Below are 23,995 nucleotides of genomic sequence, written 5' to 3'. Positions count from 1 at the left end.
GCTGTGAAGGTTAAGTTGCGCCTGGTAGATAGCTTCCCGGGATCCGGGTGCCCGCCTTTGGCAAAATCGAGATTAGCACCGGATTGTGGTCCGCGCCATAGTTTTCTGAAAACTTTATTCCGCAATGTGAAATCTGCGTTTCCACCCCTTCACTGGTGCGAAAACTGACGGCAGTCACAATCCGCGCGTTGACGGAATCCTGCCGGCTCCCTACGCTGAAGCCACCCGCGCCCCGCATCGGAGCCGCGGCCCTGGATCAGCAGACAGGGCTTCACTGAGCTGGATTTACTGCAACTGCGCTCAGATAGGGACAGCCCCATGAACTCCTCCCCTGCCACCAGCTCCCGCCTCTGGATCAAGGATCCGCAGGCCGCCTTCACCGCAAACAGCCTCGACGCCTCGGGCGGAATCGTGGTCAGCGGCGGCGTGATCGAAGAAGTCGTCGCTGCGGGGCAGCAGCCGGCGGCGCCCGTCCACGAAACGTTCGACGCCGGCCGGCACGTCCTGCTGCCGGGGCTGATCAACACGCACCACCACTTCTACCAGACCCTCACCCGCGCCTGGGGACCGGTGGCCAACGCCCCGCTCTTTCCCTGGCTGCAGAACCTGTACCCGGTCTGGGCGCGGCTCACCCCCAAAGACCTGGAGCTGGCCGCCACCGTGGCCTTGGCCGAGCTGGTGCTCTCCGGCTGCACCACCGCCGCCGACCACCATTACCTCTTTCCCGCCGGGCTGGAGGATGCCATCGATATCGAGGTGGCGGCGGTCCGCCGGCTGGGTATGCGCGCCACGCTCACCCGCGGCTCCATGACTTTGGGGACGGACGACGGCGGCCTTCCGCCGCAGTCAACGGTGCAGGCTCCGGAGGTGGTGCTGGAAGACAGCGAGCGGCTGGTCTCCGCGTATCACGAGCGGGGGGAGGACGCGGTGATCCAGATCGCCCTGGCCCCCTGTTCGCCATTCTCGGTGACCAAGGAAATCATGGCCGAAAGTGCCGCCCTCGCGGAGCGCCTGGACGTCCGGCTGCACACCCACCTGGCCGAAACCCTCGACGAGGAGGACTTCTGCCGGGAGATGTTCGGCCTGCGCACCGTGGACTACCTGGACAGCGTTGGCTGGCTGACCGACCGCACCTGGCTGGGCCACGGCATCCACTTCAGCGACACCGAGATCAGCCGGCTCGGGGCAGCCGGGACCGCCGTCGCGCACTGCCCCACCTCCAACATGCGCCTGGCCTCGGGCACGGCCCGGGTCCTGGAACTTGAGGACGCGGGAGTCCTGGTGGGGCTGGGCGTGGACGGCTCGGCGTCGAACGATGCCTCGAACATGATCCTGGAAGCCCGGCAGGCGCTGTATCTCCAGCGGCTGCGGTACGGCGCGGATGTCCCGGTGGAGCGGGCACTGGGCTGGGCGACGCGCGGCTCGGCCGCCGTCCTCGGGCGGAGCGGGCTGGGCCAGCTGGCTCCCGGCATGCAGGCGGACCTTGCACTGTTCACACTGGACGAACTTCGCTTCTCCGGCAGCCACGATCCGGTGGCCGCACTGCTGCTCTGCGCCGCGGACCGGGCGGACAGGGTGATGGTGGGCGGGCAGTGGCGCGTGGTGGACGGGCAGATCCCGGGCCTGGACGTCGCCGGGCTCATCGCCGAGCATTCGGCTGCCGCCCGCCGCCTGGTGAAGGGCTAGGGCGTGTTCCGCCGTTTCGACGGTTCCCTGCGCACACGATGTTCGGTGACGCCGTCCCGGCAGAGAACCGTCGAAGCGGCCCTATGCCGCGGGATCACATCGTTGCTAGCGTGGCCGCATGACCCCAGCAAAGACGCCGGCCGAGATCCTGGACATCGATGGCGAAGAGGTCCGCATCTCCAGCCCGGACAAAGTGGTGTTCCCGGAGCCCGGCCTGACCAAGCTGGACCTGGTGCGGTACTACGTGGCAGTTGCCGACGGCGCGCTGCGCGGGGCGGGCGGCCGGCCGATGGTGCTCAAGCGGTTTCCCAAGGGCATCGGCGAGGAACCCTTCTTCCAGAAGCGCGTGCCGGAAAACCACCCTCCTTATATAGACACCACCACGCTGCATTACGCGTCGGGGACGTCGGCCGAGGAGGCGGTGATCCGGAACGCGGCAGGCCTGGCCTGGGTCATCAACCTGGGCTGCCTGGACCTCAACCCGCATCCCGTGCGCGCAGAGGACCTGGAGCACCCCGACGAACTGCGGGTGGACCTCGACCCCATGCCGGGCGTGGAGTGGTCGCAGATCGTGGACGTCGCCTACGTGGCGCAGGAGATCCTCGACGACGTGGGGCTGGTTGGATGGCCGAAGACCAGCGGTTCGCGGGGGCTGCACATCCTGGTGCGGATCGCGCCGCAGTGGTCCTACCGGGATGTGCGGCTCGCCGCCGAAACCCTGGCCCGGGAAGTGGAGAACCGCGCGCCCGGCCTGGCCACGGCACGGTGGTGGAAGGAGGAACGCGGCGAGAGCGTGTTCGTCGACTTCAACCAGAACGCCAAGGACCGGACGGTGGCCTCCGCCTACTCGGTCCGGGCGCTACCCGACGCGCGGGTATCAACGCCGCTGTCGTGGGAAGAGGTCCGGTCGGCACGTCCGGAGCAGTTCACGGTGCCCACCATGCTGGAGCGGTTTGCGGACGTCGGCGACCCGCACGCGGGCATCGACGACGCCGCCGGTTCCCTGGACGGGCTGCTGGCCCTCGCCAAGGAGCTGGGTCCGGCCGAGAAGGCACCGCGGGGAGCCAACGGCTCGGGCCGCCGGCAGTCAACGATGCCGCTGATCGAAGTGGCCCGGACCCGGACGAAGCCGGAGGCCCTGGCTGCGCTGGACGAGTGGAAAACCCGGCACGCCGCCGTCGTTCCTTCACTCGCCCCCGCCGACGTGCTGGTGGACGGGATGCGCGGCTCAAGCTCGCTCTGGTACCGGGTGCGGGTGAACCTGCAGCACGTTCCCGAGGCGGAGCGGCCGCCCCAGGAGGAGCTCATTGCAGATTACGACCCCTGGGTCGGAAAGGAGTGGCCGGGACGTCCGGCGTCCTGACGGCGTCAGCGGCGGTTGAATCCCGGCAGCGCGTGGATCCAGCGCGAGAAGCGGCTGCGTTCGTGGACCCGGTCCTCGGGCACGTAGAAATCGGGATCCGTTCCGCCGCCAAGCGGGAGGTAGAACTCCGACGCTGTCTGGGCGGCCGCCGGTGCTGGTGCCGGCGTGGTGTCCTGCTGGTACATCTGGCCCTCCTCGGGTTGCTTTTCGTATAGCGGAAAATAAATCTTGCTATACGAAAGATTAGACGCGCCGGGCGGAGACCGTCAATAGCTTCTGTTGCAGCGCCGAGGCCAGCCCGGTCACAAAACGAATTTTGGCCTTGTGATGTACACCACCGGATTGCGGGGGTACGCTGGAAGGCAACTCGTGGCGCACGTCACGTAACCTGGGAGCAGCAGGCAGGGTCGTAATGAGCTGGCATCAATGGATGCCGGCTCTTTTTTGTTGGGTCGGCTCCACCGGAAACGCGCCAGAAACGCGCGCTTAATTTCAGTGATGGAACCTTGGTTCCACTTACCGGAGATTGGGAAATGACCATGAGCAGCAAGATCATCCTCGGCGAAAACCAGTACGGCAAGGCCGAAGTCCGCGTCGTCAAGATCACCCGCGACACCAACCGCCACGAGATCGAGGACCTGAACGTCACCTCGCAGCTGCGCGGCGACTTCACCGCGGCACACCTGGAGGGCGACAACGCCCACGTGGTTGCCACGGACACCCAGAAGAACACCATCTACGCCTTCGCCCGTGACGGCGTCGGCTCCCCCGAGGCCTTCCTGCTGCGCCTCGGCGAGCACTTCACGTCCAGCTTCGACTGGGTGACCGGCGGCCGCTGGGAAGCCGAGTCCTACGCGTGGAACCGTATCCAGGCCCACGGCAGCGAACACGACCACTCATTCGTCCGCAACGGCCAGGAAGTCCGGACCGCCGTCCTGGTCCGCGACGGCGCCACAACGCACCTGGTCTCCGGGCTCAAGGACCTGACCGTCCTGAAGTCCACCCAGTCCGGCTTCGTCGGCTACCCGCGGGACCGCTACACCACCCTGCCGGAAACCACGGACCGCATCCTGGCCACGGACGTCTCCGCCCGCTGGCGCTTCAAGACCGGAACCGACTTCAGCAACCTTGACTTCAACAAGAGCTACGACGACGTAAAGGGACTCCTGCTCGAAGGCTTCACCGAGAAGTACTCCCACGCCCTGCAGCAGACCCTGTTCGACATGGGCCAGAAGGTCCTGGAGGCCCACACCGAGATCGACGAGATCAAGTTCTCCATGCCCAACAAACACCACTTCCTGGTGGACCTCACCCCGTTCGGCCTGGACAACCCGAACGAGGTCTTCTACGCCGCCGACCGTCCTTACGGCCTGATCGAGGCCACCGTCCAGCGCGAGGATGCCGCCCCGGCCCCCGCCGCCTGGTCCGGCATCGCCGGCTTCTGCTAGACCGCCTGCATCACCCCACCCCGTCCGGAGTTTTTGTCCAGATAAGTCGACTTCAGCACCTCTAAAGTCCCCATAAGTGGACAAAAACTCCGGACCCACAGATTTACACCCGTTAGCCAGACACAGTTAGCCAGACGATGACGTCTGCCATGAACCCAGAAAGTCTGCCATGAACACCAAAAAGAAACTGGCCGCTGCGGCCGCCGGTAAAGGGGCCCAGCAGGCCCGGCCGGAGGACCAGCGGCTGTCGATCGGAAGCACCTTCGCCTACGGCTTCCAGCACGTCCTCACCATGTACGGCGGCATCATCGCCCCTCCCCTGATCATTGGCGCGGCGGCCGGGATGAGTTCGCAGGACATCGGACTGCTGATTGCTGCCTGCCTGTTCGTCGGCGGACTCGCCACCATTCTGCAGACCGTCGGCGTTCCGTTCTTCGGCTCGCAGCTGCCGCTGGTCCAGGGTGTGTCCTTCGCCGGGGTCTCCACCATGGTGGCCATCGTGCACGGCGGCGGCGGGATCCAGGCGGTATTCGGATCGGTCATCGCCGCGTCGCTGATCGGCTTGCTGATCACTCCGCTGTTCTCGAAGATCATCCGGTTCTTCCCGCCGGTGGTCACGGGTACGGTCATCACCACCATCGGCCTCACGCTGATGCCGGTGGCCGCCAACTGGGCCATGGGCGGCAACAGCAAGGCCCCCAACTACGGCAGCATGGCCAACATCGGCCTCGCGGCAGCCACCATGGCCATCGTCCTGCTCCTGAGCAAGGTGGGCAGCGCCGCGATCTCCCGGCTCTCCATCCTGCTCGCCATGGTCCTGGGCACCGCCATCGCCTTCGCCTTCGGCATGGCCGACTTCTCCAAGGTGGGCCAGGGCGAAATCGTCGCCTTCCCCACCCCGTTCGCCTTCGGCCCGCCGGTCTTCGAAATTGCGGCCATCATCTCCATGCTGATCGTCATCCTGGTCACCCTGACCGAAACGTCCGCTGACATCATCGCCGTGGGCGAGATCGTGGGCACCAAGGTGGACTCCAAACGGATCGGCGACGGCCTCCGCGCGGACATGCTCTCCAGCGCCATCTCCCCGCTGTTCAACTCCTTCACCCAGAGCGCCTTCGCCCAGAACGTCGGCCTGGTGGCCATCACCGGGGTGAAGAGCCGCTTCGTGGTCAGCGCCGGCGGCCTGATCCTGGTGATCCTCGGCCTGCTGCCCGTCCTCGGCCGGGTGGTCGCAGCAGTGCCCACCCCCGTCCTGGGCGGCGCCGGCGTCGTACTCTTCGGAACCGTGGCAGCCAGCGGCATCCGCACCCTGGCCAAGGTGGAGTACAAGAACAACATGAACCTGATCATCGTGGCCGCCTCGATCGGGTTCGGCATGATTCCCATCGCCGCCCCCGCGTTCTACGACCAGTTCCCGTCCTGGTTCGGCACCATCTTCCACTCCGGCATCAGCTCCGCCGCCGTGATGGCCATCCTGCTGAACCTGCTGTTCAACCACCTGAAGGCCGGCAACTCGGAGAACCAGTCCGTATTCGTGGCCGGCACCGAGCGGGTAGTCCAGGAACAGGACATCAAGTGCCTGATGGACGGCGACCGCTTCGAGGGCGGCAAGCTCATCGACTGCGACGGCAAGGAAGTCAAGATCGAGTCCGCGGAGAAGGCGTCAGAACACTAGAGAAGGCAAAGGGACAGCCCCGGGGCCTTTGGCTCCGAGGCTGTCCTTTCCTGCGGATCAGACCACAAGCGGCACGGGATGAATCTCGTCCGCCGGATGGCCGGTCCGCTCATGAATGCGCCGGACCGCCTCGGCAGACGGAGCCTCCGACAGGCAGTAGACCAGGCCCGATTCAGGGTCCGCCCATGCCTGCTGGAAATCGACGCTTTCTTCACCCTGGATCGCCAGGTCCGCATCATGCGCAGCCCTGAGCTGTTCGGCAGTGATGCCGACCATGTTGTGGTGAACGTCCATGAATTTCGTCATGATGACAACCCCCGATGGGTTCGAATCCGATGGATGCCGCACATGGTACGCCCAGCTGCGAACACGGTCAACGGTCGCCGGAGGCATGCATTAAGCCACTGGCCGGGGAGGGGATCAGGAGCGGTTGAGTTCCGCGGAGATTGCCTCGGCTGCCTCCCGCAGGACGGGAACAGCCTTGTCGGCGAAGTGCTCGTCCACGCGGGACACCGGGCCGGAGACCGAGATCGCCGTGGGAGTGGGGGCGTTGGGCACGGCCATGGCAAAGCAGCGCACGCCGAGCTCCTGCTCTTCCTCGTCGATGGAGTAGCCGCGCTCGCGGATGAGCTTCAGGTCGGCAAGGAGGTCGTCGACGTCGCGGATGCTCTTGACTGTTGGCGTGGGCATGCCGGCGCGGGTAACGATGCCGCGGACCACGTCGTCGTCGAGCTGGGCCAGGATGGCCTTTCCGACGCCGGTGGCATGGGTATGCGCCCGGCGTCCCACCTCGGTGAACATGCGCATGGAGTGCAGGGACGGCACCTGGGCCACGTAGATGACCATGTCCGAATCGAGCACGGCCATGTTGGAGGTCTCGCCCAGCCGGTCAACCAGCGTCTTGAGCTGTGGGCGGGCCAGGGCACCGAGCTGCTTGTTGGCCCCCTCGCCCAGCCGGATCAGCCGCGGGCCCAGGGCGTAGCGGCGGTTGGGCAACTGCCGGATGTAGCCCAGCGCGACGAGGGTGCGCAGGAGCCGGTGGATGGTGGGCAGCGGCAGGTCCGTGGACGAGGACAACTCACTGAGCGTGACGTCGCCGCCAGCGTCGGTGATCAATTCCAAGAGTTCGAAGACGCGCTCAACGGACTGCACGCCTCCGGCGGCTTTCTCAGCCATAACCAAGTCTCCTGTGGCTCGGATTCCGACAAGTCTTATCCGCATCGTGAAAAGAGTTGCCCTAGTTGTTTCAAGATACAGCACGGACCGTGCCGATGCGATCAGTCACAAACAGGGCTTGTCTTTCCACAAAGTAGATAATAATATCCATAATACGAAAACATTCGAGTTGGTCAGCAACCCGGACATGGCCCAACAGGAGGACATTCAATGGCGAACCCCAGCCCCGGAAATTCGATCACCCTGCGCGTGGAAGCACCGTCAAGCTTCAGCGCCACCAGCGAACTGGCCGCAGCCGTCGGAGCAGCCGGCGCCGCCATCACGGCCCTGGACGTCAGCGAGTCCCACCACGAGACACTGGTTGTGGACGTCACCTGCAACACCACCGACGACGCGCACGCCGCGCGGGTCAAGGACGCCCTGAACGCGCTTGACGGCGTCACGGTCCAGCACGTCTCGGACCGCACTTTCCTGATGCACCTGGGCGGCAAGCTGGAAGTCGTCCCGAAGGTTGCCCTGCGCAACCGCGACGATCTTTCCCGCGCCTACACTCCCGGCGTCGCGCGCGTCTGCCTCGCTATCGCCGAGGACCCGGCAGCGGCCCGCAACCTGACCGTCAAGCGCAACACCATCGCCGTCCTCACCGACGGTTCGGCCGTCCTGGGCCTGGGCAACATCGGTCCCGCCGCAGCCCTTCCCGTCATGGAGGGCAAGGCTGCGCTCTTCAAGCAGTTCGCCAACGTGGACGCCTGGCCGGTCTGCCTTGACACCCAGGACACCGAGGAGATCATCAAAATTGCCAAGGCCATGGCCCCGGTCTACGGCGGCATCAACCTGGAGGACATCGCCGCGCCCCGCTGCTTCGAGATCGAAAACCGGCTCCGCGAGGAACTGGACATCCCGGTCTTCCATGATGACCAGCACGGTACCGCGATCGTCACCCAGGCCGCACTGGTCAACGCCCTGCGGGTGGTGGGCAAGAAGCTCTCCGAGGTGAAAATCGTGGTCTCGGGCGTCGGCGCCGCCGGTTCCGCCATCATCCAACTCCTCAAGGCGCAGGGTGCCCGGCACATCATTGCCGCCGGCCGCTCGGGTGCCATCCACGCGGGCGAAAAGTACGACGACGAGCACCGCACCTGGATTGCCGCGAACACAAACCAGGACGGCTTCTCCGGCAACCTCCACGACGCCCTCAAGGGAGCGGACGTGTTCATCGGCGTCAGCGCCCCGCACGTCATCGGCGAGGAGCAGGTGGCCTCCATGGCCGAGGGCGCGATCGTCTTCGCCATGGCCAACCCCACCCCTGAGATCGACCCCGTCATTGCGTCAAAGCACGCCGCCGTGGTGGCCACCGGGCGCAGCGACTTCCCGAACCAGATCAACAATGTGCTGGCCTTCCCCGGATTCTTCCGCGGCCTGCTGGACGCCGGGGCAAGCGACATCACGCCGGACATGCTGGTGGCCGCCGCCGAGGCCATCGCCAACCGGGTTGCTGACGACGAGCTCAATGCCAGCTACATTATCCCCAGCGTCTTCGATCCCCATGTGGCCGCCGACGTGGCTGCAGCAGTGGCAGCGGCCGCCCGTTCCGCCAACGTGGCAACCAAGGGCACGGATGCCGCCGAGGTTCCCGTGGCCGCCCTCGCCAACGCCTGACCGCCCGACTTCCAGCCATAGGAAAGGACCAGAAATGGCCATCACCGTCACAGATCCCCGGCCGATCAACCGCGCCGAGGAGATCCTCACCCCCAAGGCGCTGGCTTTCGTGGAGGAGCTTCACAAGCGCTTTGCCGGAACCCGCAACGAGCTGCTGGCGGCCCGCGCCGCCAAGCGGCAGCGCGTCGCGGAGACCGGAAAGCTGGACTTCCTGCCGGAAACCCAGGCCGTGCGCGACGGCGACTGGAAGGTCGCGCCGGCACCGGCGGCCCTGCAGGACCGCCGGGTAGAAATGACCGGCCCGGCGTCGCCGGCGAAGATGGCCATCAACGCCCTGAACTCCGGTGCCAAGGTGTGGCTCGCGGACCTTGAGGATGCCAGCACCCCCACCTGGGGCAACGTCATTGACGCCATCCTCAACCTCCGTGACGCAGCCCAGGGCAACCTGAGCTACACATCCGACGAGGGCAAGGAGTACCGGCTCCGCACCGACGCGCCGCTCGCCGTCGTGGTGGCCCGGCCCCGCGGCTGGCACATGCAGGAAAAGCACCTGCTGATCGACGGCGAACCCGCCGTAGGTGCGCTGGTGGATTTCGGCCTGCACTTCTACCACGTGGCCAAGCAGCTGGTCCTCAACGGTCACGGCCCGTACTACTACCTGCCCAAGATGGAGAGCCACCTCGAGGCCCGGCTCTGGAACGACGTGTTCGTCTTCGCGCAGGACTTCCTGGGCCTGCACCAGGGCACCATCCGCGCCACGGTGCTGATCGAAACCATCCCGGCCGCGTTCGAGATGGACGAGATCCTCTACGAACTCCGCGACCACGCCTCCGGCCTGAACGCCGGCCGCTGGGACTACCTGTTCAGCCTCATCAAGTACTTCCGTGACGCCGGCGAAGAGTTCGTCCTGCCGGACCGCGCCTCGGTGGCCATGACCGCGCCGTTCATGCGCGCCTACACCGAACTGCTGGTCAAGACCTGCCACAAGCGCGGCGCCTTCGCGATGGGCGGCATGGCGGCCGTCATTCCCAACCGCCGCCACCCCGAAGTGACCGAGGCAGCGTTTGCGAAGGTCCGGGCGGACAAGACCCGCGAGGCGAACGACGGATTCGACGGCTCCTGGGTTGCCCACCCGGACCTGGTTCCCACCTGCCGCGAGGTGTTCGATTCGGTCCTCGGTGACAAGCCGAACCAGCTGGACAAGCAGCGCCCGGAGGTCAACGTCACCGCAGACCAGCTGCTGGACGTCTCCTCCGCCGAAGGCCAGGTCACTGAGGCCGGCCTGCGGCTGAACCTCTACGTTGCCGTGGCCTACACCGCCGTCTGGCTCTCCGGCAACGGCGCCGTGGCCATCCACAATCTGATGGAGGACGCCGCCACTGCCGAGATCTCCCGCTCCCAGGTGTGGCAGCAGATCCGGAACAAGTCCGTCCTGGCGGATACCGGCAACACGGTGACCAAGGAGCTGGTGGAGCGGATCCTGGGCGAGGAGACCGAGCGGCTCCGCACCGAGTTCGGTGACGAGGCGTTCCGCCGCTACTACCAGCCGGCCAGCGAACTGATCGCGGACATCTGCCTCTCGGACGACTACACCGACTTCCTCACCACCCCCGCCTACGAACTGGTGGGCTGAGGCATGCCCGGATCACCCCGCCCCTCGCTCACACCCGGGGACCTGGCGCACATCGACGGCCAGCTGGCCGCCACGGACCGGCTCCTGGAACACAACTATCCCGGCGACGACGGCTCCCGCCAGCCCGTGCACACGGTTTACGTGCCCGCGGACCGCTTCACGACGTCGCTTGCCGCGGAGTGGGGCACCGAAGCCAAGGCTGCCGTTGAGGCCCACGGCGGCTTCGGGAAGCTGGGGAACCTGCTGGGCCAGGAACCCGGCCTCGCCGAGGCCGTCGCCTCGCGGGTGGAAGCGAAGCTGGCCTCCGAACCCATCGAGGACCTCCGGCTCGACTTCGAGGACGGGTTCGGGGACAGGGGCGACGACGCCGAGGACGCAGCGGCGGTTGCCGCGGCTTCCGCTGTGGCCGCCGCAGCCGCGGCCGGGTCCGCTCCCCCGTTCATCGGTATCAGGTTCAAGTGCTTCGAAGCGGCCACCCGGGCCCGCGGGCTGCGCACCCTGGACCTGTTCGTCTCCGGCCTGGCCGCCGCCGGAGAGCTGCCGGAGGGGCTGGTCCTGACCCTGCCCAAGGTGACCACCGTGGCCCAGGTCCAGGCCATGGACTTCGCCGTGTCCCGGCTGGAGCAGGTGCACTCGCTGCCCGCCGGCCGGCTGCGTTTCGAGGTCCAGGTGGAAACGCCCCAGCTCATCCTCGGTCCGGAGGGCACGTCACCGGTGGCGCAGCTGCCGCACGCAGTGCCCGGCCGGATCAGCGGCCTGCATTACGGCACCTACGACTACTCGGCGTCGCTGCAGATCTCCGCGGAGTACCAGTCCATGGAGCACCCCGTGGCGGACTTCGCCAAGGAGGTCATGCAGCTCGCGGTGGCCGGCACCGGCATCCGGCTCTCGGACGGCTCCACCAACATCATCCCCGTGGGCGACAACGTGGAGAACGCCTGGCAACTGCACGGCCGGCTGGTCCGGCGGTCCCTGGAACGCGGCTACTACCAGGGCTGGGACCTGCACCCTGCCCAGCTGCCCAGCAGGTTTGCCGCCACGTACGCCTTCTACCGGCAGGGCCTGCCCGCGGCGGCAGCCCGACTGCGCAACTACGTGGAACAGACCGCGGGCGGCGTCATGGACGAACCCGCCACCGCCCGGGCACTGGCCGCGTTCGTCCTGCGCGGCGTCCAGTGCGGTGCCGTGGGGGCCGATGAGGTCCAGGCGCTCGCCGGCGTCGGGCTTCCCCAGCTCACCGCGCTGGCCCACCCGAGGCTTGCCACCACCTCCAACTCCTAAGCAAAGGAATCCCTCCATGGGCAAGTACTACTACCCGCAAGGCGGCCTGCCGCCGCAGACCCACCTCACCACCGAGCGCGCCATCGTCACCGAGGCCTACACAGTGATTCCCAAGGGGGTGCTGACGGACATCGTCACCTCCAACCTGCCGGGCTTCAGCAACACCCGCTCGTGGATCATCGCCCGCCCCATCTCCGGGTTTGCCACCACCTTCTCCCAGCTGATCGTGGAGATCGCCCCGGGCGGCGGAGCACCGCGCGCTGAGTTCGAGGAAGGCGTGGAGGGCGTCATCTTTGTCACCAAGGGCAAACTCAACCTGACGCTGGACGGCGAGCTGCACCAGCTCGAGGAAGGCGGCTACGCCTACCTGGCCGCTGGCTCGCAGTGGGGCCTGGAGAACGTCTCGGACGATATCGTCTCCTTCCACTGGATCCGCAAGGCCTACGAACGCCTGGAGGGATACGAGGCCAAGTCCTTCGTCACCAACGAGAAGGACGTGGAGCCGACGTCGATGCCGGACACCAACGACGTCTGGAAGACCACCCGCTTCACCGACTCCAACGACCTTGCGCACGACATGCAGGTCAACATCGTGACGTTCCAGCCCGGCGGCGTGATCCCGTTCCCCGAAACCCACGTCATGGAACACGGCCTGTACGTCCTTGAGGGCAAGGCCATGTACCTGCTCAACAACGACTGGGTTGAGGTAGAGGCAGGCGACTTCATGTGGCTGCGCGCCTTCTGCCCCCAGGCCTGCTACGCCGGCGGCCCGGGCGAGTTCCGGTACCTGCTCTACAAGGACATGAACCGGCAGGTCCGCCTCACCTGAGCCGCACTCCCCAACCAAATAGCGCCACCTGTCGTTTTGGAACCCCAAAACGACAGGTGGCGCTACTTAGTTGGGGGAAGAATAGTTCCATGGGTAGCCGCAGGGGCCGCATCACAAAGTGTATGACGGCTGTGCTGTGTGCCGTCATCCTGCTGGCCGGTCCGGGCTGCATTGGGCAGCCGGAGCCCCCGGACCCGGACAAGCCCGCCGCCATCGCGTTGCTGGAGGCTTTCAGTTCCAGGATGGTCGACGACGGCGCCCCGGCAGTCCTCATCGCCGTCACGATGGGCGAGGACACGTGGACCCACGCCGCCGGGGTCCGGAACCTGGAGACCCGTGAAGCGGCAACGGTGGCCGATCCCGTCCACGTCGGCACCATCACGGAGTCCATGGTGGCCGTCTCCGTGTTGAAGCTGGTGGAGGAGGGCAGGCTGGACCTTGACGGCCAGGCCAGCGAATACCTGCCGGAGTTCGGCGCCGTCCTGAAGCCGCCCGGCCCCGTCAGCGTCCGGCAGCTGCTGACGCATGAATCGGGGCTCCCGGACTTCTCCCTCCCCCTGCTGGCATCCGGACACTGGGAGGAGCTGGCGGGCCGGCCGCTTCCCCTCGAACAGCAGCTGGGCTTCGCCGCCAGCCTGCCGTGGGACGGCAGGCTGGCACGGATCTTCGACTACTCCCGCTCCAACTACGCGGCGCTGGCCCTGATTGTTGAGCGGCTCCGCGGCCAGGACATCGGGCGGGTCCTGGCAGCCGACATTGCCGGCCCCCTGGGGCTGGAGGCAACCACGCTTGGGGGCCCGCAGCCAGCAGGCATGGTGCACGGCTACGTCACCATCGAGGGCATCCCCAGGGACGCGGCCGCGCCCGCCTGGCTGGCCGAGGCACCTTCGAATGGAGCCGTGTCCACAGTGCAGGAAGTGAACAGGTTCTTCGCGGCGCTGCTGCAGGGCAGGCTGCTGGCACCTGACACCGTGACCGCCATGAAGGGCGGCTACTCGCAGTACTACGGCTTTGCCCTGCGGCGCTGGAACAACACCTGCAACAACCGCTTCTACTACGGGCTTCCCGGGGATGTGGACGGCTACGGAACCATCGCCATGACCAGCGAGGACGGCAGCAAACAGCTGGCCATTGCCGTGGCCTACCCTCCCGGGCCGCCCACCCTCGGGGTGAACCCGCTGCTGTTCGAGATGCAGGAGGTTGCCCAGGAGGCCATGAACAGCCTCTGTTGACTCCAGGCCTCCCGGCCCCCTGCCTCCGGTGGTAAACGGCTCAGGCGCCCGGGTTCAAGACCACCTTGATGCAGCCGTCCTCCTTCTTCTGGAACTTTTCGTACAGTGCAGGGGCACCTTCCAGGCCTGAACGGTGGGTGACCAGGTCCATCACCCCCAGCGGATCGGCGTCGTCCTCAACGAGCGGCAGCAGGTCGTCGGTCCAGCGCCGGACGTTGCACTGGCCCATCCGCACCTGGATCTGCTTGTCGAACAGCGTCAGCATCGGCATGGGGCTCGCCTGCCCGCCGTACACCCCGCTGAGCGAGATGGTCCCGCCGCGGCGCACGGCGTCGATCGAAGTGTGCAGGGCCGCCAGGCGGTCCACGCCGGCGGTCTCCATCGCCTTCTGGGCCAGCTTGTCCGGCAGCAGGCCCAGCGCCTGGTGGGCGAAGCCTGCCACCGGCGAACCGTGGGCTTCCATGCCGACGGCGTCCACCACCGCGTCAGGGCCGCGGCCGGAGGTCATGTCCCGCAGTTCGTCCGAAATGGTCTTGGTGTAGTCGAACACTTCCACCCCGTGCCGCGCGGCCATCTCCCTGCGCTCCGGGACGGGGTCCACACCCACCACGCGGAAGCCGCGGTGGACGCCGATCCGGCCGGCGAACTGGCCCACCGGCCCCAGGCCGAACACGGCAAGGGTGCCGCCTGGCCGGACGTCCGCGTACTCCACGGCCTGCCAGGCGGTGGGAAGGATGTCGGAGAGGAAAAGATAGCGCTCATCGGGAAGCTCTGTTCCCACCTTTACCGGGCCGTAGTCCGCATGCGGGACCCGCAAGTACTCGGCCTGCCCGCCGGGGACCGAGCCGTACAGCTCCGAGTAGCCGAAGAGGGCCGCTCCTGAACCTTTCTCCTTCACCTGGGTGGTTTCACACTGGGACTGCAGGCCCTGTTCGCACATGTAGCAGCGGCCGCAGGAGATATTGAAGGGCACCACCACGCGGTCCCCGGGGCGAAGGTTGGTGACTGCGCTGCCCACTTCTTCCACGATGCCCATCGGTTCGTGGCCGATCACATCGCCTTTGTGCATGTAGGGGCCCAGGACCTCGTACAGGTGGAGGTCCGAGCCGCAGATCGCCGTCGAGGTGATGCGCACGATCGCATCGGTAGGCTCCTGGATCACTGGATCCGGCACTTCCTCGACGCTTACCGAGCGTTTCCCTTGCCAGGTCAGAGCTTTCACGGTTTCCCTTTCTCTTCTGGTGTTCCCGCGGAGCGGAACGCCCGTCCTTCGACGCTATCGGCTTGTGCCAGAAAAAGTAAGCAGGCTGATCAAATACTTGTCGTCCCGGCCGGGGGCTTCTAGCGTAGGAAGGGCCAGCCCTACGCCCGTGCGAGTGAAAGAGGAACACCATGTCGCTGTACCAGCCGGAACCGGTCGAGATCTCCACCCGCATACGGCCGGGCGAGTGGACGGAGGAGAGCCTCGAGGCGCTGGTGAATACCTACCGCACCAGAATCCTGGAGATGGGCGCCAGCGCGGCAGATATCGTCACAGACATTGACCGTAACGACGACGGTTCCGTGCGGGTTGCGGTCTCCTGGGCAAAGCCCGCCAATGCCGGGGACGAGGATACGGTCACGGGCGGGCAGACGGTCTGAGTGACCTAGGAATCCTGCCCCAGCAGCTGGCCGATGGCGCTTGACCCGAGATTCTCCAGAAGGTCCCGCGGGCCCTCGTAAATCTCAACAGCGCCGGCTTCGCGCAACTCTGCAGCATTGATACCGCCGCAGGTAACTCCCACCGAGGGTATGCCGAGGGCTGCGGCGGCCTTCATGTCCCATACAGCGTCGCCCACGAAGACTGCATTCCGGGCCTCCACGCCGATCTTTTCCAGGGCGGCAACCAGGATGTCAGGGGCCGGCTTGCTGTTCTCGGCGTCGTTGGCGCTGGTGGCACCGTCTATGAAGGGATCGGCGCCCAGGATGCCCTTCATGACCTGCAAGTCCTTCTTCCGCGCCGAGGAGGCGAGCGCAACAGCAAGCCCGTCGTCGTGGCAGCGGGCCAGCAGGTCCCTGGCGCCGTCGAAGGCCCGCAGCGCCGGCCAGTGGGAGGCATACAGCGCGCCGTGGCTGGCCATGACGTCCTTGTCCGCCTCCCGGTCCCGGTCCGGGGGCAGGAGGTTATCCACCAGGCGGTCCCCGCCCATGCCCACGAAGTGGTGGATAGAAGCCATGGGTATGTCGTAGCCCTGCTGGCGGAAGGCTCCCCACCAGGAAATGGTGTGGATGTAGGACGAGTCGATCAGCGTCCCGTCGACGTCAAAGAGAACCCCCCGGCGCTGCCCGCCAGGGGGTGACTTCCGCGGCTGGACCATCAGCCCACCGCTGCCCGTTTGGCCTCCGGCACCCTCTTGTGCCGGGCGGCTGCCTCTTTCGCGGTGTTAACCGGTCGCACACGCTCCCGGATGATGGTGCCCGCGCCGTCGTGGCTCTTGTCCCTGATCAGGCCGGTGCCTGCTATTTCGCGGGCCATCGCCACACCGGCCACTGCCGCCCGCTTGGTGGGAAAGGTCACCGAGATGGCCATCAGGTTTCCGGTTCCATCCATCATCCGGACCCTGTAGCCGCCATCGGGCGCGTCCACGAGCTCAAAATACCCGGCCATAAAAATCACTCCTCCGTCAGTCACGGCACTGTGCTTTTTGGAGCACTCCATGAGGTGTTAGTAAGTATACTTATCTATTCTGCGAAGGAGAAGCTGTACCCCTGTCGGCGCCGCCTCTGCGCCGTTCCGCCGATTCCGGCGGAATGGGGGTATCACTCCGGCGAACCGTATCCTGATGCAGCTCCAAAGCGCTAGTCACAAGGGCGAAGTGGCTGAAAGCCTGCGGAGTATTACCCAGCTGGCGGCCGGCCTTGACCGCCCACTCCTCGCTCAGCAGCCCCACATCGTTCCGCAGTTCCAGCAGGCGTTCGAAAAGCTGCCTTGATTCCTCGTGCCGGCCCGCCCCCAGGAGCGCCTCCACCAGCCAGAAGGAGCAGGCCAGGAACACCCCCTCGTCCCCCGGAAGCCCGTCGTCGCTCTCGGCCGGACGGTAGCGCAGCACAAAGCCGCCTTCGGTGAGCTCGCGCTGGATGGCCTCGATGGTTCCGATGACCCGCGGATCGTCCGGCGGCAGGAACCCCACCCGCGGGATCAGCAGGAGGCTGGCGTCCAGCTCCGGCCTGCCGTAGGACTGGACAAACGTGTTGCGGGCGGCGTCGAACCCGTTCGCCATCACGTCGCGGTAGATGGTGTCCCGCAGGGTTTCCCACCGCTCCACGGGGCCGGGCAGCCCGGATTCACGGACACCTTTTACCATCCGGTCCGCGGCCACCCAGGCCATCACCTTGGAATGCGTGAAGTGCCGGCGCGGGCCGCGCATCTCCCACAGCCCGTTGTCCGGCTGGTCCCAGATGGTCTCCAGGTGCGCCATCAGGGCGCACTGCAGGTCCCAGGCCTCGTCCGTGTGCTTGAGCAGCGAGTTGCGGGTCAGCGCCAGGCAGTCCAGCACCTCACCCCAGACATCCAGCTGCAGCTGTTCCGCGGCACCATTCCCGATCCGGACCGGTGAAGAGTTTTCGTAGCCTTTCAGCCAGGACAGCTCCATTTCGGGCAGCCGCCGTTCGCCGTGGATCCCGTACATGATCTGCAGGTCCGCGGGGTCGCCGGCAACGGCGCGCAGCAGCCAGTCCCGCCAGGCGGCTGCTTCGGCGCTGTATCCGGCCGCAAGGAGCGCCTGGAGCGTCATTGTGGCGTCCCGCAGCCAGCAGTACCGGTAGTCCCAGTTGCGCGGTCCGCCCAGCTGCTCCGGCAGGGACGTGGTCACAGCTGCCACAATTCCACCGGTCGGCGCGTAGGTGAGCGCTTTCAGGGTAACCAGGGAACGCAGCACGGCCTCCTGGTATTCGCCTTTGACGGTGCACTGCGAAGCCCAGCCACGCCAGAAGGCATAGGTGGTGGCCAGGACCTTCTCCGCGTCCACGGTGTGGGGCCGGCCCACATGGCTGGGCGCCCAGGTCAGCACGAACGGGATCCGCTCCCCCGCGCTGACGGTGAACTCGCTGATGGTGTGCATGTTCTCGCTTTGGAGGGGCGCGGGGGTGACGAAGTAGACGGCATCCGGGCCCGCGATGGCATGCAGCCCAAACTTGTCCCGGCGGACCCAGGGAATGATGTGGCCGTAGTCGAACCGCATGACCAGTTCGCCGCGCATCTTCACGCTGCCGCTGACGCCTTCGACGATGCGGACGATGTCAGCCACCGCGTCGCGGGGCGGCATGAAGTCGGTGACCCGCACCGTCCCCTCGGGGGTTTCCCACTCCGTTTCGAGGATCAGAGTGCCGTCGCGGTAGCCCCGCCGCGTGCAGGGCCCCCCGTCCTTCGGCGCCAAAAGCCAGCGGCCGGCGTCGGGCGTGTCCAGCAGCGCGCTGAAGCAGGCGGGGGAATCGAAGCGGGGCAGGCACAGCCAGTCGATGGAGCCCTCGTTGCTCACCAGGGCACCGGTCTGCAGGTCCCCCACCACCGCGTAATCCTCTATTCGCGCCATGACCTTACCCTGCCACAGTGGCGCCCTTCCGGGGGCCCGTTGAAAGGCACAATTCGGTGTAGCCTGCAGAGGTGGCAGTCCATATCGGCACGTCAGGGTGGAGCTACGACCACTGGGAGAACGTCCTGTACCCGCCCCGGCTCCCGGTGAAGGACAGGCTCCAGCACTATGTCGCGCGCTTCAACACCGTCGAGCTCAACGCCAGCTTCTACCGCTGGCCCAGGGACACCACCTTCGCCGGCTGGAACCAGCGCCTGCCCCCGGGTTTCAGCATGTCGGTCAAGGCTCCCCGCGGCCTCACCCACGCCAGGAAGCTCTACTCCCCCGAGGTATGGCTGGAGCGGATCGAACGCTGCTGGCATGAACTGGGCGACAAGCGGGCGGTCCTGCTGGTCCAGCTGCCGCCGCAGATGGAACGCGACGATGCCCGGCTGGACTACTTCCTGGCGGCGGTTCCGCCCTGGATCCGGGTCTCCGTGGAATTCCGCCACCCCACCTGGGACAGCCCGGAGGTATTCGCGCTGCTGGAACGGCACCAGGCCGCCTACTGCATCATGAGCGGCGCCAACCTGCCCTGCCTCCTGCGCACCACGGCCCCGTTCGCCTACGTCCGGCTGCACGGGCCGGACCACCAGCACCTCTACGCAGGCTCCTACTCCGACGCGGACCTGCACTGGTGGGCGGACCGGATCCGCGGATGGGCGGCAGACGGCCTCGATGTCTACGCCTATTTCAATAACGACGGCGGCGGCAACGCAGTGCGGAACGCGGAGACCCTGCGCGGCATCCTTGGCACGGGTTGACGCCGCAGGGCAGCGCCACGGAGCGGCGTTAGGTTACCACGGCCTCCTCGCCGGCGGCGCCCTGTGGCAGAGTGGAGCCATGGACACCGCTCCGCAGGACTCGCACCGGAACCCCGCCAACCCTTCCAGCCAGGACATGGACAATCGGCTTGGACCGTCAGGCAACCAGGTTTTCCGCCTGGCCCACCGGATCTCCGACGCCTTCAACGGGGTCCGGATCAAGCTGGCCAGGCGCTGGAAGTTCGTACCCCAGACCATCGCCTACCAGGGTTACGGGTCCACCACCCTGGTCCGGGTGCTGGGCAGGGTCCTGATGACGCAAAAGCCGCTCCCGGGCAGCAAGGCCGAAACCGCTGCAAAGAACGGTAACCAGAACATCCGCGGCTGGCGGGCGTTCACCGGTGTGCCGCTGCAGTTCATCGACGTCGAAATCACCATTGGCGATGTTGTCACCCACGTGCGTGCGGACCGGGGCGGGATCATTGACACCGAAGTCAGCGTCCAGCTGTCTCCCGGCTGGCACACCGCCGTGCTGCGGGCCGAAGGGACCGAGCCCGCCGAGGCCCTTATCCAGGTGATCGCCCCCGACGTGAAATTCGGCATCGTTTCGGACATTGACGACACCGTCATGGTGACGGCCCTGCCCCGCCCGTTCCTGGCCCTCTGGAACACCTTCGTGCTCAGCGAGCGGGCCCGTATGGCTACCCCCGGCATGGCAGTCCTGCTGGACCGGCTGACCATTGAACACCCCGACGCGCCGGTGGTGTACCTGTCCACCGGCCCATGGAACGCTGCTCCCACGCTGGCACGGTTCCTCAACCGCAACATGTACCCGAAGGGGGCCCTGCTGCTGACGGACTGGGGCCTGACCCAGGACCGCTGGTTCCGCAGCGGGCAGGAGCACAAGCGCCGCAACCTGGAACGGCTGAGCAAGGAGTTTCCGGACATGCAGTGGCTCCTGATCGGAGACAACGGCCAGCATGACGAAGCCATCTATTCGGGCTTTGCCAGCGATAACCCGGACAAGGTGGCGGCCATTGCCATCCGCCAGCTCTCCGTCAGCGAGTCCGTGTTTGCCGGCGGCCACTCGGAGGACGGCGACCACACCGCTTCCAAGGTCCCGTGGATCTACTCCCCGGACGGCGCCGGAATGGCCAAGCAGCTGACCATGCTGGGAATGCTCTGAAACCGGCGCAGGCCTAGGCGCTGGCACCCAGCGGGGACAGGCCGTCGTCGGGCGCTTCCGCTTCAAACTCCTCCGGCACCAAGGCCTGCGCTATGGCAGCACCTGCCGCCACGGCCAGGTCGCGTTCCTCGATCAGCTCCTGGAGCCAGAAGTACGAGGCCTTCGGCGTCCGCTCCAGCGTCTCGAAGTCCACGTGCAGGAGCCCGAACGGCTGGTTGTAGCCAGCGGACCACTCGAAGTTGTCCAGCAGTGACCAGACGTAGTAGCCGCGCAGGTCCACGGACTCCGCCTCGCCGCCCGGGGAGGTTGCCCGCAGCGCCGTTTCCAGGTGGTCCGAGAGGTATTTCAGCCGGCGCTCATCCGGGATGAACCGGGTGTTGGTGGACTTGTCCCGGACAATGATGTCCTCGAAGCTGGCACCGCCCTCGGTAAGGATCACCGGCGGCAGGTTGGGGTACCGCTCGGCCATCTCCTTCAGGGCCACCGCCATGTACTCCGGCTTCACCGGCCAGCCGTAGGACGTGATGTCCGCCTCCGGCCAGGTCTCCACGTGGAAGGGGGTGCCGCCGCTGCCGGCCGCGCTGAGGTCGCTGCCCATGGCTTCGGCCATGCTCGCGGGCACCGCGCCGCCGCCCGGGCCCACCGCCACCTTGGTGGGCATGTAGTAGTTGAGGCCGTAGAAATCCAGCGGCTGGGAAATGACTGCCATGTCCTCCTCCGGGTGGTCGAAGGAGGAGAAGAACTTTGCGGCCCGGATCAGGTCTGGATACTTGCCGGTGAGCACGGGGTCCGCGTAGAGCCGGTTCTGGGCCAGGTCCATCAGCCCGGCACTGATGCGGTCCAGCGGGTTGATCGAGTTGGGGACCATGGGTGAGTAGACATTGGCCATGCCGATCTCGCCCGCAACCTTGGCGGCCCGCAGAGCCTGCATGGCCAAACCGTGCCCCAGCAGCTGGTGGTGGACAGTGGGAAAGGCACCCAGGAGCAACTCCTTGCCCGGTGAGTGCAGACCCAGCGAGTAGCCGTTGGTGCTGACCGTGGCGGGTTCGTTGATGGTGACCCACCGGGCCACCCGGTCACCGAAGGCATCGGCCAGGATCCCGGCGTACTCCCCCAGCCGGTAGGCGGTGTCCCGGTTCAGCCAGCCGTCCGCCTCATCCAGCGCCAGAGGGGTGTCCCAGTGGTAGATAGTGGCCATGGGCGAAATGCCATTGGCCAGCAACTCGTCGAGGAGCCGGTCGTAGAAAGCCAGGCCCGCTTTGTTGGCGGGCCCGCTGCCCGTGGGCTGGATGCGCGGCCACGCGAACGAAAACCGGTACGAATCCACGCCCAGCTGCTTCATCAGGGCAACGTCCTGGGGCATCCGGTGGTAGTGGTCGCAGGCAACCACCGGGCTGTGGTCCTCCACGATGGCGCCGGGCTTGGCGGCAAACACGTCCCAGCCGGCGGGTCCGCGGCCGTCCTCATCCAGTGCCCCTTCGATCTGGAACGCAGCGGTGGCAACACCCAGCGTGAACCCCGGAGGGATGAGGGCTGCGAGTTCCTTGGCGGTGATGTGCATGGGGCGGGCCTTCGTCACGGTCGAATAAGTACGTCTCAGGATGGCATACAGTAAGCCTGCTGACGAGCAGGCCTGCCCCCGGCGCGAAACGGTTGCCGCAGCCGCCGCAGCCAGCAACTACTGGGATCCGAAGATGAACTCCTTGGCGTGCGCAACGGCCTTGCGGAAAGCGTCATTGCGGAGCGTCACCAGATGTTCCGGTTCGCCGTCCGCCGGTTCCAGGTAGCCGGTATAGCCGGGCCGGAGGACCCAGATGTCCCCGCCAGGCGGCAGGTAGAACACGCCAAACGACCTTTGCTGCTTCTCCTCGGCCGTCCACACCGGCACCACGGCCAGCGCCGCACCCGTGGCCGGATTGATCCATTGCGCCCGGGGCAGGGGTTCCTCATGCGCTTCCGGGTCGAGGAAAGGTGCCGTCCCAACACCCCACCGCTGCTCGAAGCGCTCATGGAATGCCGGAATCAGGTGTGAATCGTAGCGCCGCCAATCGCTCATGCAGATCTCCGCCTCCTCGCGGTTTTAGTTGCTGCCGTTTTTCCGTTGGTGACACCCGGAACGCTGCCTGCACGCCGTTTGCTAGGACCAGGGCCCGCTCTCCCAGCGGACGGGGGTAACCCTGAATGCAGGTTCGGAGGCTCCGCCGCGGGCGGGCACTTTCCGCACGGGAATCACCCGCGGACCGGAGGCCGCCTGCTGTTTGTCGTAGGCGGCGCGCCGCTGCGGATTGCGCAGGACACTGAACGCCTGCATGATCCGCAGCAGTTCGCCTTCCGGGTCACTGGCGCCCTCCATGTCGGGATGGTGGCTGCGCATCAGGGCCCGGTAGGCCCTCGATATTTCTTGCTGGCTGGCGTCCGGGCGGACGTGCAGGGTGGCGTAGTAATCGGGAGTGTCAGTCATCTTGCCCTCCGCACCGGCGGCGCCTGGGCACGAAAGGCCCGGGTGCCGCCGTTCGGACATGGACTTCGCCGCCAGGGCGGCGCCGTGCGCCTGCCTGGCGGTGTCCGGGAGCTAGGTTGAGATCTGCTGCCTCTGGCCCTGCTGCGTGTCGATCTCGATCTTGCGCGGCTTTGCCTGCTCGGCGACGGGAATGCGCAGGGTCAGGACACCTTGGTCGTAGCTTGCCTTGATGTTGTCCGTGTTCAGCGTGTCGCCGAGGATCAGCTGGCGGCTGAAGACACCGCGGGGACGCTCCGCAGCCACCAGCTCGACGTTCGGCTGCGTGGGGTCCTGGCGCTCGGCCCGGACGGTGAGGACGTTGCGTTCGACATTGAGGTCCAGCGAGTCAACCTTGACACCCGGGAGGTCAAATGCCACAACGAATTCACCGTCTTCCTGCCAGGCGTCCATGGGCATGGCAGCCGGGCGGGCGGCGGTTCCGAAGACCTGCTGCGTGAGCCGGTCCAGCTCGCGGAACGGGTCCGTACGCATCAACATCATTTTTCCCACTCCTTCAGCTTGTAAGTGTTGGATCCGTTCTGTATCCTCCGCCGATCTATGGTGGTGGATATAGATTTTTTATAGCACCCGTGGGAAACTGAGGCAATACCGCCGCACGACGATTTTGGAGGCCCCATGGCAGACGGAGCAGGACGGGCGCCGCGCCCAGCCAGCGGGCGTGCGCTCTACGCCATTTCGGTTGCGGCCAAGCTGGCGGGGACGGGCCAGCAGAACATCCGGTTGTACGAGACCAAGGGATTGCTGACCCCGTCCCGGACCGCGGGTGGCACCCGCCAGTATAGCGACGACGACATCGCCGTGCTGCTGCGCATCGGCGAACTCCTGGAACAGGGCCTGAACCTTGCAGGCGTGGCCAAGGTGCTGGAACTGGAGGCTGCCAACGTGAAACTGCACCGCGCCCTGAAGCGGGCCCGGTCCCGGCCGCCCGCCTGAAT

General features: G+C 66.5%; 24 protein-coding genes. 13 read left to right on the top strand and 11 right to left on the bottom strand.

Features of this window, described 5'->3' with window-relative positions:
- The first annotated feature begins 318 nt into the window (after nucleotides 1-318).
- Nucleotides 319-1,686 (top strand): 8-oxoguanine deaminase, encoded by a 1,368-nt coding sequence (locus AC5RUO_RS02030; RefSeq protein ID WP_494102668.1) that lies wholly within the window; start codon nucleotides 319-321, stop codon nucleotides 1,684-1,686.
- A gap of 118 nt (nucleotides 1,687-1,804) precedes the next feature.
- Nucleotides 1,805-3,049 carry a non-homologous end-joining DNA ligase gene (gene ligD, locus AC5RUO_RS02025; RefSeq protein ID WP_494009465.1) on the top strand — a complete coding sequence of 415 codons (1,245 nt, stop codon included), beginning with the start codon at nucleotides 1,805-1,807 and terminating at the stop codon, nucleotides 3,047-3,049.
- A gap of 5 nt (nucleotides 3,050-3,054) precedes the next feature.
- Here the strand turns inward: ligD and AC5RUO_RS02020 are convergent, their stop codons facing one another.
- Nucleotides 3,055-3,234, bottom strand: a complete 180-nt coding sequence (locus AC5RUO_RS02020; RefSeq protein ID WP_494009466.1) for a hypothetical protein — start codon at nucleotides 3,232-3,234, stop codon at nucleotides 3,055-3,057.
- Between the two features lie 348 nt (nucleotides 3,235-3,582).
- Between AC5RUO_RS02020 and pucL the strand changes: the two genes are divergently transcribed.
- Both pucL and AC5RUO_RS02010 read left to right on the top strand, forming a co-directional pair.
- Nucleotides 3,583-4,497 carry a factor-independent urate hydroxylase gene (gene pucL / locus AC5RUO_RS02015; RefSeq protein ID WP_494009467.1) on the top strand — a complete coding sequence of 305 codons (915 nt, stop codon included), beginning with the start codon at nucleotides 3,583-3,585 and terminating at the stop codon, nucleotides 4,495-4,497.
- Between the two features lie 169 nt (nucleotides 4,498-4,666).
- Nucleotides 4,667-6,172, top strand: coding sequence for a nucleobase:cation symporter-2 family protein (locus AC5RUO_RS02010; protein WP_494051736.1), 1,506 nt, complete (start codon nucleotides 4,667-4,669; stop codon nucleotides 6,170-6,172).
- Nucleotides 6,173-6,229: 57 nt separating this feature from the next.
- Here the strand turns inward: AC5RUO_RS02010 and AC5RUO_RS02005 are convergent, their stop codons facing one another.
- Together AC5RUO_RS02005 and AC5RUO_RS02000 are read right to left on the bottom strand one after the other, a co-directional pair.
- Nucleotides 6,230-6,478 carry an SCO4226 family nickel-binding protein gene (locus AC5RUO_RS02005; protein WP_494009469.1) on the bottom strand — a complete coding sequence of 83 codons (249 nt, stop codon included), beginning with the start codon at nucleotides 6,476-6,478 and terminating at the stop codon, nucleotides 6,230-6,232.
- 114 nt (nucleotides 6,479-6,592) lie between these two features.
- The gene (locus AC5RUO_RS02000; protein WP_494009470.1) at nucleotides 6,593-7,348 is read right to left on the bottom strand and encodes an IclR family transcriptional regulator; all 756 of its coding nucleotides are present in this window, start codon (nucleotides 7,346-7,348) and stop codon (nucleotides 6,593-6,595) included.
- Nucleotides 7,349-7,558: 210 nt separating this feature from the next.
- Here AC5RUO_RS02000 and AC5RUO_RS01995 point away from each other — a divergent pair, with 210 nt between their 5' ends.
- From AC5RUO_RS01995 to AC5RUO_RS01975, 5 genes are all read left to right on the top strand, one after another.
- Nucleotides 7,559-9,004, top strand: a complete 1,446-nt coding sequence (locus AC5RUO_RS01995) for an NAD-dependent malic enzyme (RefSeq protein WP_494102667.1) — start codon at nucleotides 7,559-7,561, stop codon at nucleotides 9,002-9,004.
- 34 nt (nucleotides 9,005-9,038) lie between these two features.
- Nucleotides 9,039-10,637 (top strand): malate synthase A, encoded by a 1,599-nt coding sequence (gene aceB / locus AC5RUO_RS01990; protein ID WP_494102666.1) that lies wholly within the window; start codon nucleotides 9,039-9,041, stop codon nucleotides 10,635-10,637.
- A gap of 3 nt (nucleotides 10,638-10,640) precedes the next feature.
- Nucleotides 10,641-11,918, top strand: coding sequence for a DUF6986 family protein (locus AC5RUO_RS01985; protein WP_494102665.1), 1,278 nt, complete (start codon nucleotides 10,641-10,643; stop codon nucleotides 11,916-11,918).
- Between the two features lie 16 nt (nucleotides 11,919-11,934).
- Nucleotides 11,935-12,747, top strand: coding sequence for a bifunctional allantoicase/(S)-ureidoglycine aminohydrolase (locus AC5RUO_RS01980; RefSeq protein ID WP_494009474.1), 813 nt, complete (start codon nucleotides 11,935-11,937; stop codon nucleotides 12,745-12,747).
- A 122-nt stretch (nucleotides 12,748-12,869) separates the two neighbouring features.
- Nucleotides 12,870-13,979, top strand: a complete 1,110-nt coding sequence (locus tag AC5RUO_RS01975) for a serine hydrolase domain-containing protein (RefSeq protein WP_494102664.1) — start codon at nucleotides 12,870-12,872, stop codon at nucleotides 13,977-13,979.
- 40 nt (nucleotides 13,980-14,019) lie between these two features.
- On the opposite strand, the gene AC5RUO_RS01970 is transcribed toward AC5RUO_RS01975, so the two are convergent.
- Nucleotides 14,020-15,201, bottom strand: coding sequence for a zinc-dependent alcohol dehydrogenase (locus AC5RUO_RS01970; protein ID WP_494102663.1), 1,182 nt, complete (start codon nucleotides 15,199-15,201; stop codon nucleotides 14,020-14,022).
- A 170-nt stretch (nucleotides 15,202-15,371) separates the two neighbouring features.
- Between AC5RUO_RS01970 and AC5RUO_RS01965 the strand changes: the two genes are divergently transcribed.
- Nucleotides 15,372-15,620: a hypothetical protein gene (locus AC5RUO_RS01965; protein WP_494009477.1), complete on the top strand. Its 249-nt coding sequence runs from the start codon at nucleotides 15,372-15,374 to the stop codon at nucleotides 15,618-15,620.
- A 5-nt stretch (nucleotides 15,621-15,625) separates the two neighbouring features.
- On the opposite strand, the gene AC5RUO_RS01960 is transcribed toward AC5RUO_RS01965, so the two are convergent.
- The 3 genes from AC5RUO_RS01960 to AC5RUO_RS01950 all read right to left on the bottom strand — a co-directional run bounded on the left by AC5RUO_RS01960 (nucleotide 15,626) and on the right by AC5RUO_RS01950 (nucleotide 18,550).
- Complete coding sequence (locus AC5RUO_RS01960; protein ID WP_494102662.1) at nucleotides 15,626-16,336, bottom strand: HAD family hydrolase; 711 nt, start codon at nucleotides 16,334-16,336, stop codon at nucleotides 15,626-15,628.
- Nucleotides 16,336-16,626: a hypothetical protein gene (locus tag AC5RUO_RS01955; protein WP_494009479.1), complete on the bottom strand. Its 291-nt coding sequence runs from the start codon at nucleotides 16,624-16,626 to the stop codon at nucleotides 16,336-16,338. Before AC5RUO_RS01955 ends, AC5RUO_RS01960 begins: the two co-directional genes overlap by 1 nt.
- A gap of 70 nt (nucleotides 16,627-16,696) precedes the next feature.
- Nucleotides 16,697-18,550, bottom strand: a complete 1,854-nt coding sequence (locus AC5RUO_RS01950) for a glycoside hydrolase family 15 protein (RefSeq protein WP_494102661.1) — start codon at nucleotides 18,548-18,550, stop codon at nucleotides 16,697-16,699.
- A 71-nt stretch (nucleotides 18,551-18,621) separates the two neighbouring features.
- On the opposite strand from AC5RUO_RS01950, the gene AC5RUO_RS01945 reads away from it, so the two are divergent.
- Entirely contained in the window at nucleotides 18,622-19,353 is a 732-nt protein-coding gene (locus AC5RUO_RS01945) for a DUF72 domain-containing protein (RefSeq protein ID WP_494009481.1), read from the top strand.
- Nucleotides 19,354-19,432: 79 nt separating this feature from the next.
- Nucleotides 19,433-20,539 (top strand): App1 family protein phosphatidate phosphatase, encoded by a 1,107-nt coding sequence (locus AC5RUO_RS01940; RefSeq protein WP_494009482.1) that lies wholly within the window; start codon nucleotides 19,433-19,435, stop codon nucleotides 20,537-20,539.
- Between the two features lie 13 nt (nucleotides 20,540-20,552).
- Here AC5RUO_RS01940 and AC5RUO_RS01935 read toward each other — a convergent pair whose 3' ends face one another.
- The 4 genes from AC5RUO_RS01935 to AC5RUO_RS01920 all read right to left on the bottom strand — a co-directional run bounded on the left by AC5RUO_RS01935 (nucleotide 20,553) and on the right by AC5RUO_RS01920 (nucleotide 23,537).
- The gene (locus AC5RUO_RS01935; RefSeq protein ID WP_494009483.1) at nucleotides 20,553-22,100 is read right to left on the bottom strand and encodes a glycoside hydrolase family 1 protein; all 1,548 of its coding nucleotides are present in this window, start codon (nucleotides 22,098-22,100) and stop codon (nucleotides 20,553-20,555) included.
- A gap of 117 nt (nucleotides 22,101-22,217) precedes the next feature.
- Entirely contained in the window at nucleotides 22,218-22,595 is a 378-nt protein-coding gene (locus tag AC5RUO_RS01930) for a hypothetical protein (protein ID WP_494102660.1), read from the bottom strand.
- Between the two features lie 81 nt (nucleotides 22,596-22,676).
- Entirely contained in the window at nucleotides 22,677-23,000 is a 324-nt protein-coding gene (locus AC5RUO_RS01925; RefSeq protein WP_494009485.1) for a J domain-containing protein, read from the bottom strand.
- A 111-nt stretch (nucleotides 23,001-23,111) separates the two neighbouring features.
- On the bottom strand, nucleotides 23,112-23,537 hold the full coding sequence (locus AC5RUO_RS01920; RefSeq protein WP_494009902.1) for an Hsp20/alpha crystallin family protein: 426 nt from the start codon (nucleotides 23,535-23,537) through the stop codon (nucleotides 23,112-23,114).
- A 138-nt stretch (nucleotides 23,538-23,675) separates the two neighbouring features.
- Between AC5RUO_RS01920 and AC5RUO_RS01915 the strand changes: the two genes are divergently transcribed.
- Nucleotides 23,676-23,993: a MerR family transcriptional regulator gene (locus AC5RUO_RS01915; protein WP_009358512.1), complete on the top strand. Its 318-nt coding sequence runs from the start codon at nucleotides 23,676-23,678 to the stop codon at nucleotides 23,991-23,993.
- Nucleotides 23,994-23,995: the final 2 nt, after the last annotated feature.

The sequence above is a fragment of the Arthrobacter sp. Y3221087 genome (assembly GCF_059089905.1).
This window is presented reverse-complemented; position numbering and strand designations above follow the sequence as displayed.

Bases quoted from the DNA above. Each gene is read 5' to 3' on its own strand.
- AC5RUO_RS01995 (WP_494102667.1), top strand. From the start codon at position 7,559: ATGGCGAACCCCAGCCCCGGAAATTCGATCACCCTGCGCGTGGAAGCA.
- AC5RUO_RS01975 (WP_494102664.1), top strand. From the start codon at position 12,870: ATGACGGCTGTGCTGTGTGCCGTCATCCTGCTGGCCGGTCCGGGCTGC.
- AC5RUO_RS01915 (WP_009358512.1), top strand. From the start codon at position 23,676: ATGGCAGACGGAGCAGGACGGGCGCCGCGCCCAGCCAGCGGGCGTGCG.
- AC5RUO_RS01940 (WP_494009482.1), top strand. From the start codon at position 19,433: ATGGACACCGCTCCGCAGGACTCGCACCGGAACCCCGCCAACCCTTCC.
- AC5RUO_RS01920 (WP_494009902.1), bottom strand. From the start codon at position 23,537: ATGTTGATGCGTACGGACCCGTTCCGCGAGCTGGACCGGCTCACGCAG.
- ligD (WP_494009465.1), top strand. From the start codon at position 1,805: ATGACCCCAGCAAAGACGCCGGCCGAGATCCTGGACATCGATGGCGAA.
- AC5RUO_RS01985 (WP_494102665.1), top strand. From the start codon at position 10,641: ATGCCCGGATCACCCCGCCCCTCGCTCACACCCGGGGACCTGGCGCAC.
- pucL (WP_494009467.1), top strand. From the start codon at position 3,583: ATGACCATGAGCAGCAAGATCATCCTCGGCGAAAACCAGTACGGCAAG.
- aceB (WP_494102666.1), top strand. From the start codon at position 9,039: ATGGCCATCACCGTCACAGATCCCCGGCCGATCAACCGCGCCGAGGAG.
- AC5RUO_RS02000 (WP_494009470.1), bottom strand. From the start codon at position 7,348: ATGGCTGAGAAAGCCGCCGGAGGCGTGCAGTCCGTTGAGCGCGTCTTC.
- AC5RUO_RS01950 (WP_494102661.1), bottom strand. From the start codon at position 18,550: ATGGCGCGAATAGAGGATTACGCGGTGGTGGGGGACCTGCAGACCGGT.
- AC5RUO_RS02030 (WP_494102668.1), top strand. From the start codon at position 319: ATGAACTCCTCCCCTGCCACCAGCTCCCGCCTCTGGATCAAGGATCCG.
- AC5RUO_RS01935 (WP_494009483.1), bottom strand. From the start codon at position 22,100: ATGCACATCACCGCCAAGGAACTCGCAGCCCTCATCCCTCCGGGGTTC.
- AC5RUO_RS01955 (WP_494009479.1), bottom strand. From the start codon at position 16,626: ATGGCCGGGTATTTTGAGCTCGTGGACGCGCCCGATGGCGGCTACAGG.
- AC5RUO_RS02010 (WP_494051736.1), top strand. From the start codon at position 4,667: ATGAACACCAAAAAGAAACTGGCCGCTGCGGCCGCCGGTAAAGGGGCC.
- AC5RUO_RS02020 (WP_494009466.1), bottom strand. From the start codon at position 3,234: ATGTACCAGCAGGACACCACGCCGGCACCAGCACCGGCGGCCGCCCAG.
- AC5RUO_RS01925 (WP_494009485.1), bottom strand. From the start codon at position 23,000: ATGACTGACACTCCCGATTACTACGCCACCCTGCACGTCCGCCCGGAC.
- AC5RUO_RS01980 (WP_494009474.1), top strand. From the start codon at position 11,935: ATGGGCAAGTACTACTACCCGCAAGGCGGCCTGCCGCCGCAGACCCAC.
- AC5RUO_RS01930 (WP_494102660.1), bottom strand. From the start codon at position 22,595: ATGAGCGATTGGCGGCGCTACGATTCACACCTGATTCCGGCATTCCAT.
- AC5RUO_RS01960 (WP_494102662.1), bottom strand. From the start codon at position 16,336: ATGGTCCAGCCGCGGAAGTCACCCCCTGGCGGGCAGCGCCGGGGGGTT.
- AC5RUO_RS02005 (WP_494009469.1), bottom strand. From the start codon at position 6,478: ATGACGAAATTCATGGACGTTCACCACAACATGGTCGGCATCACTGCC.
- AC5RUO_RS01965 (WP_494009477.1), top strand. From the start codon at position 15,372: ATGTCGCTGTACCAGCCGGAACCGGTCGAGATCTCCACCCGCATACGG.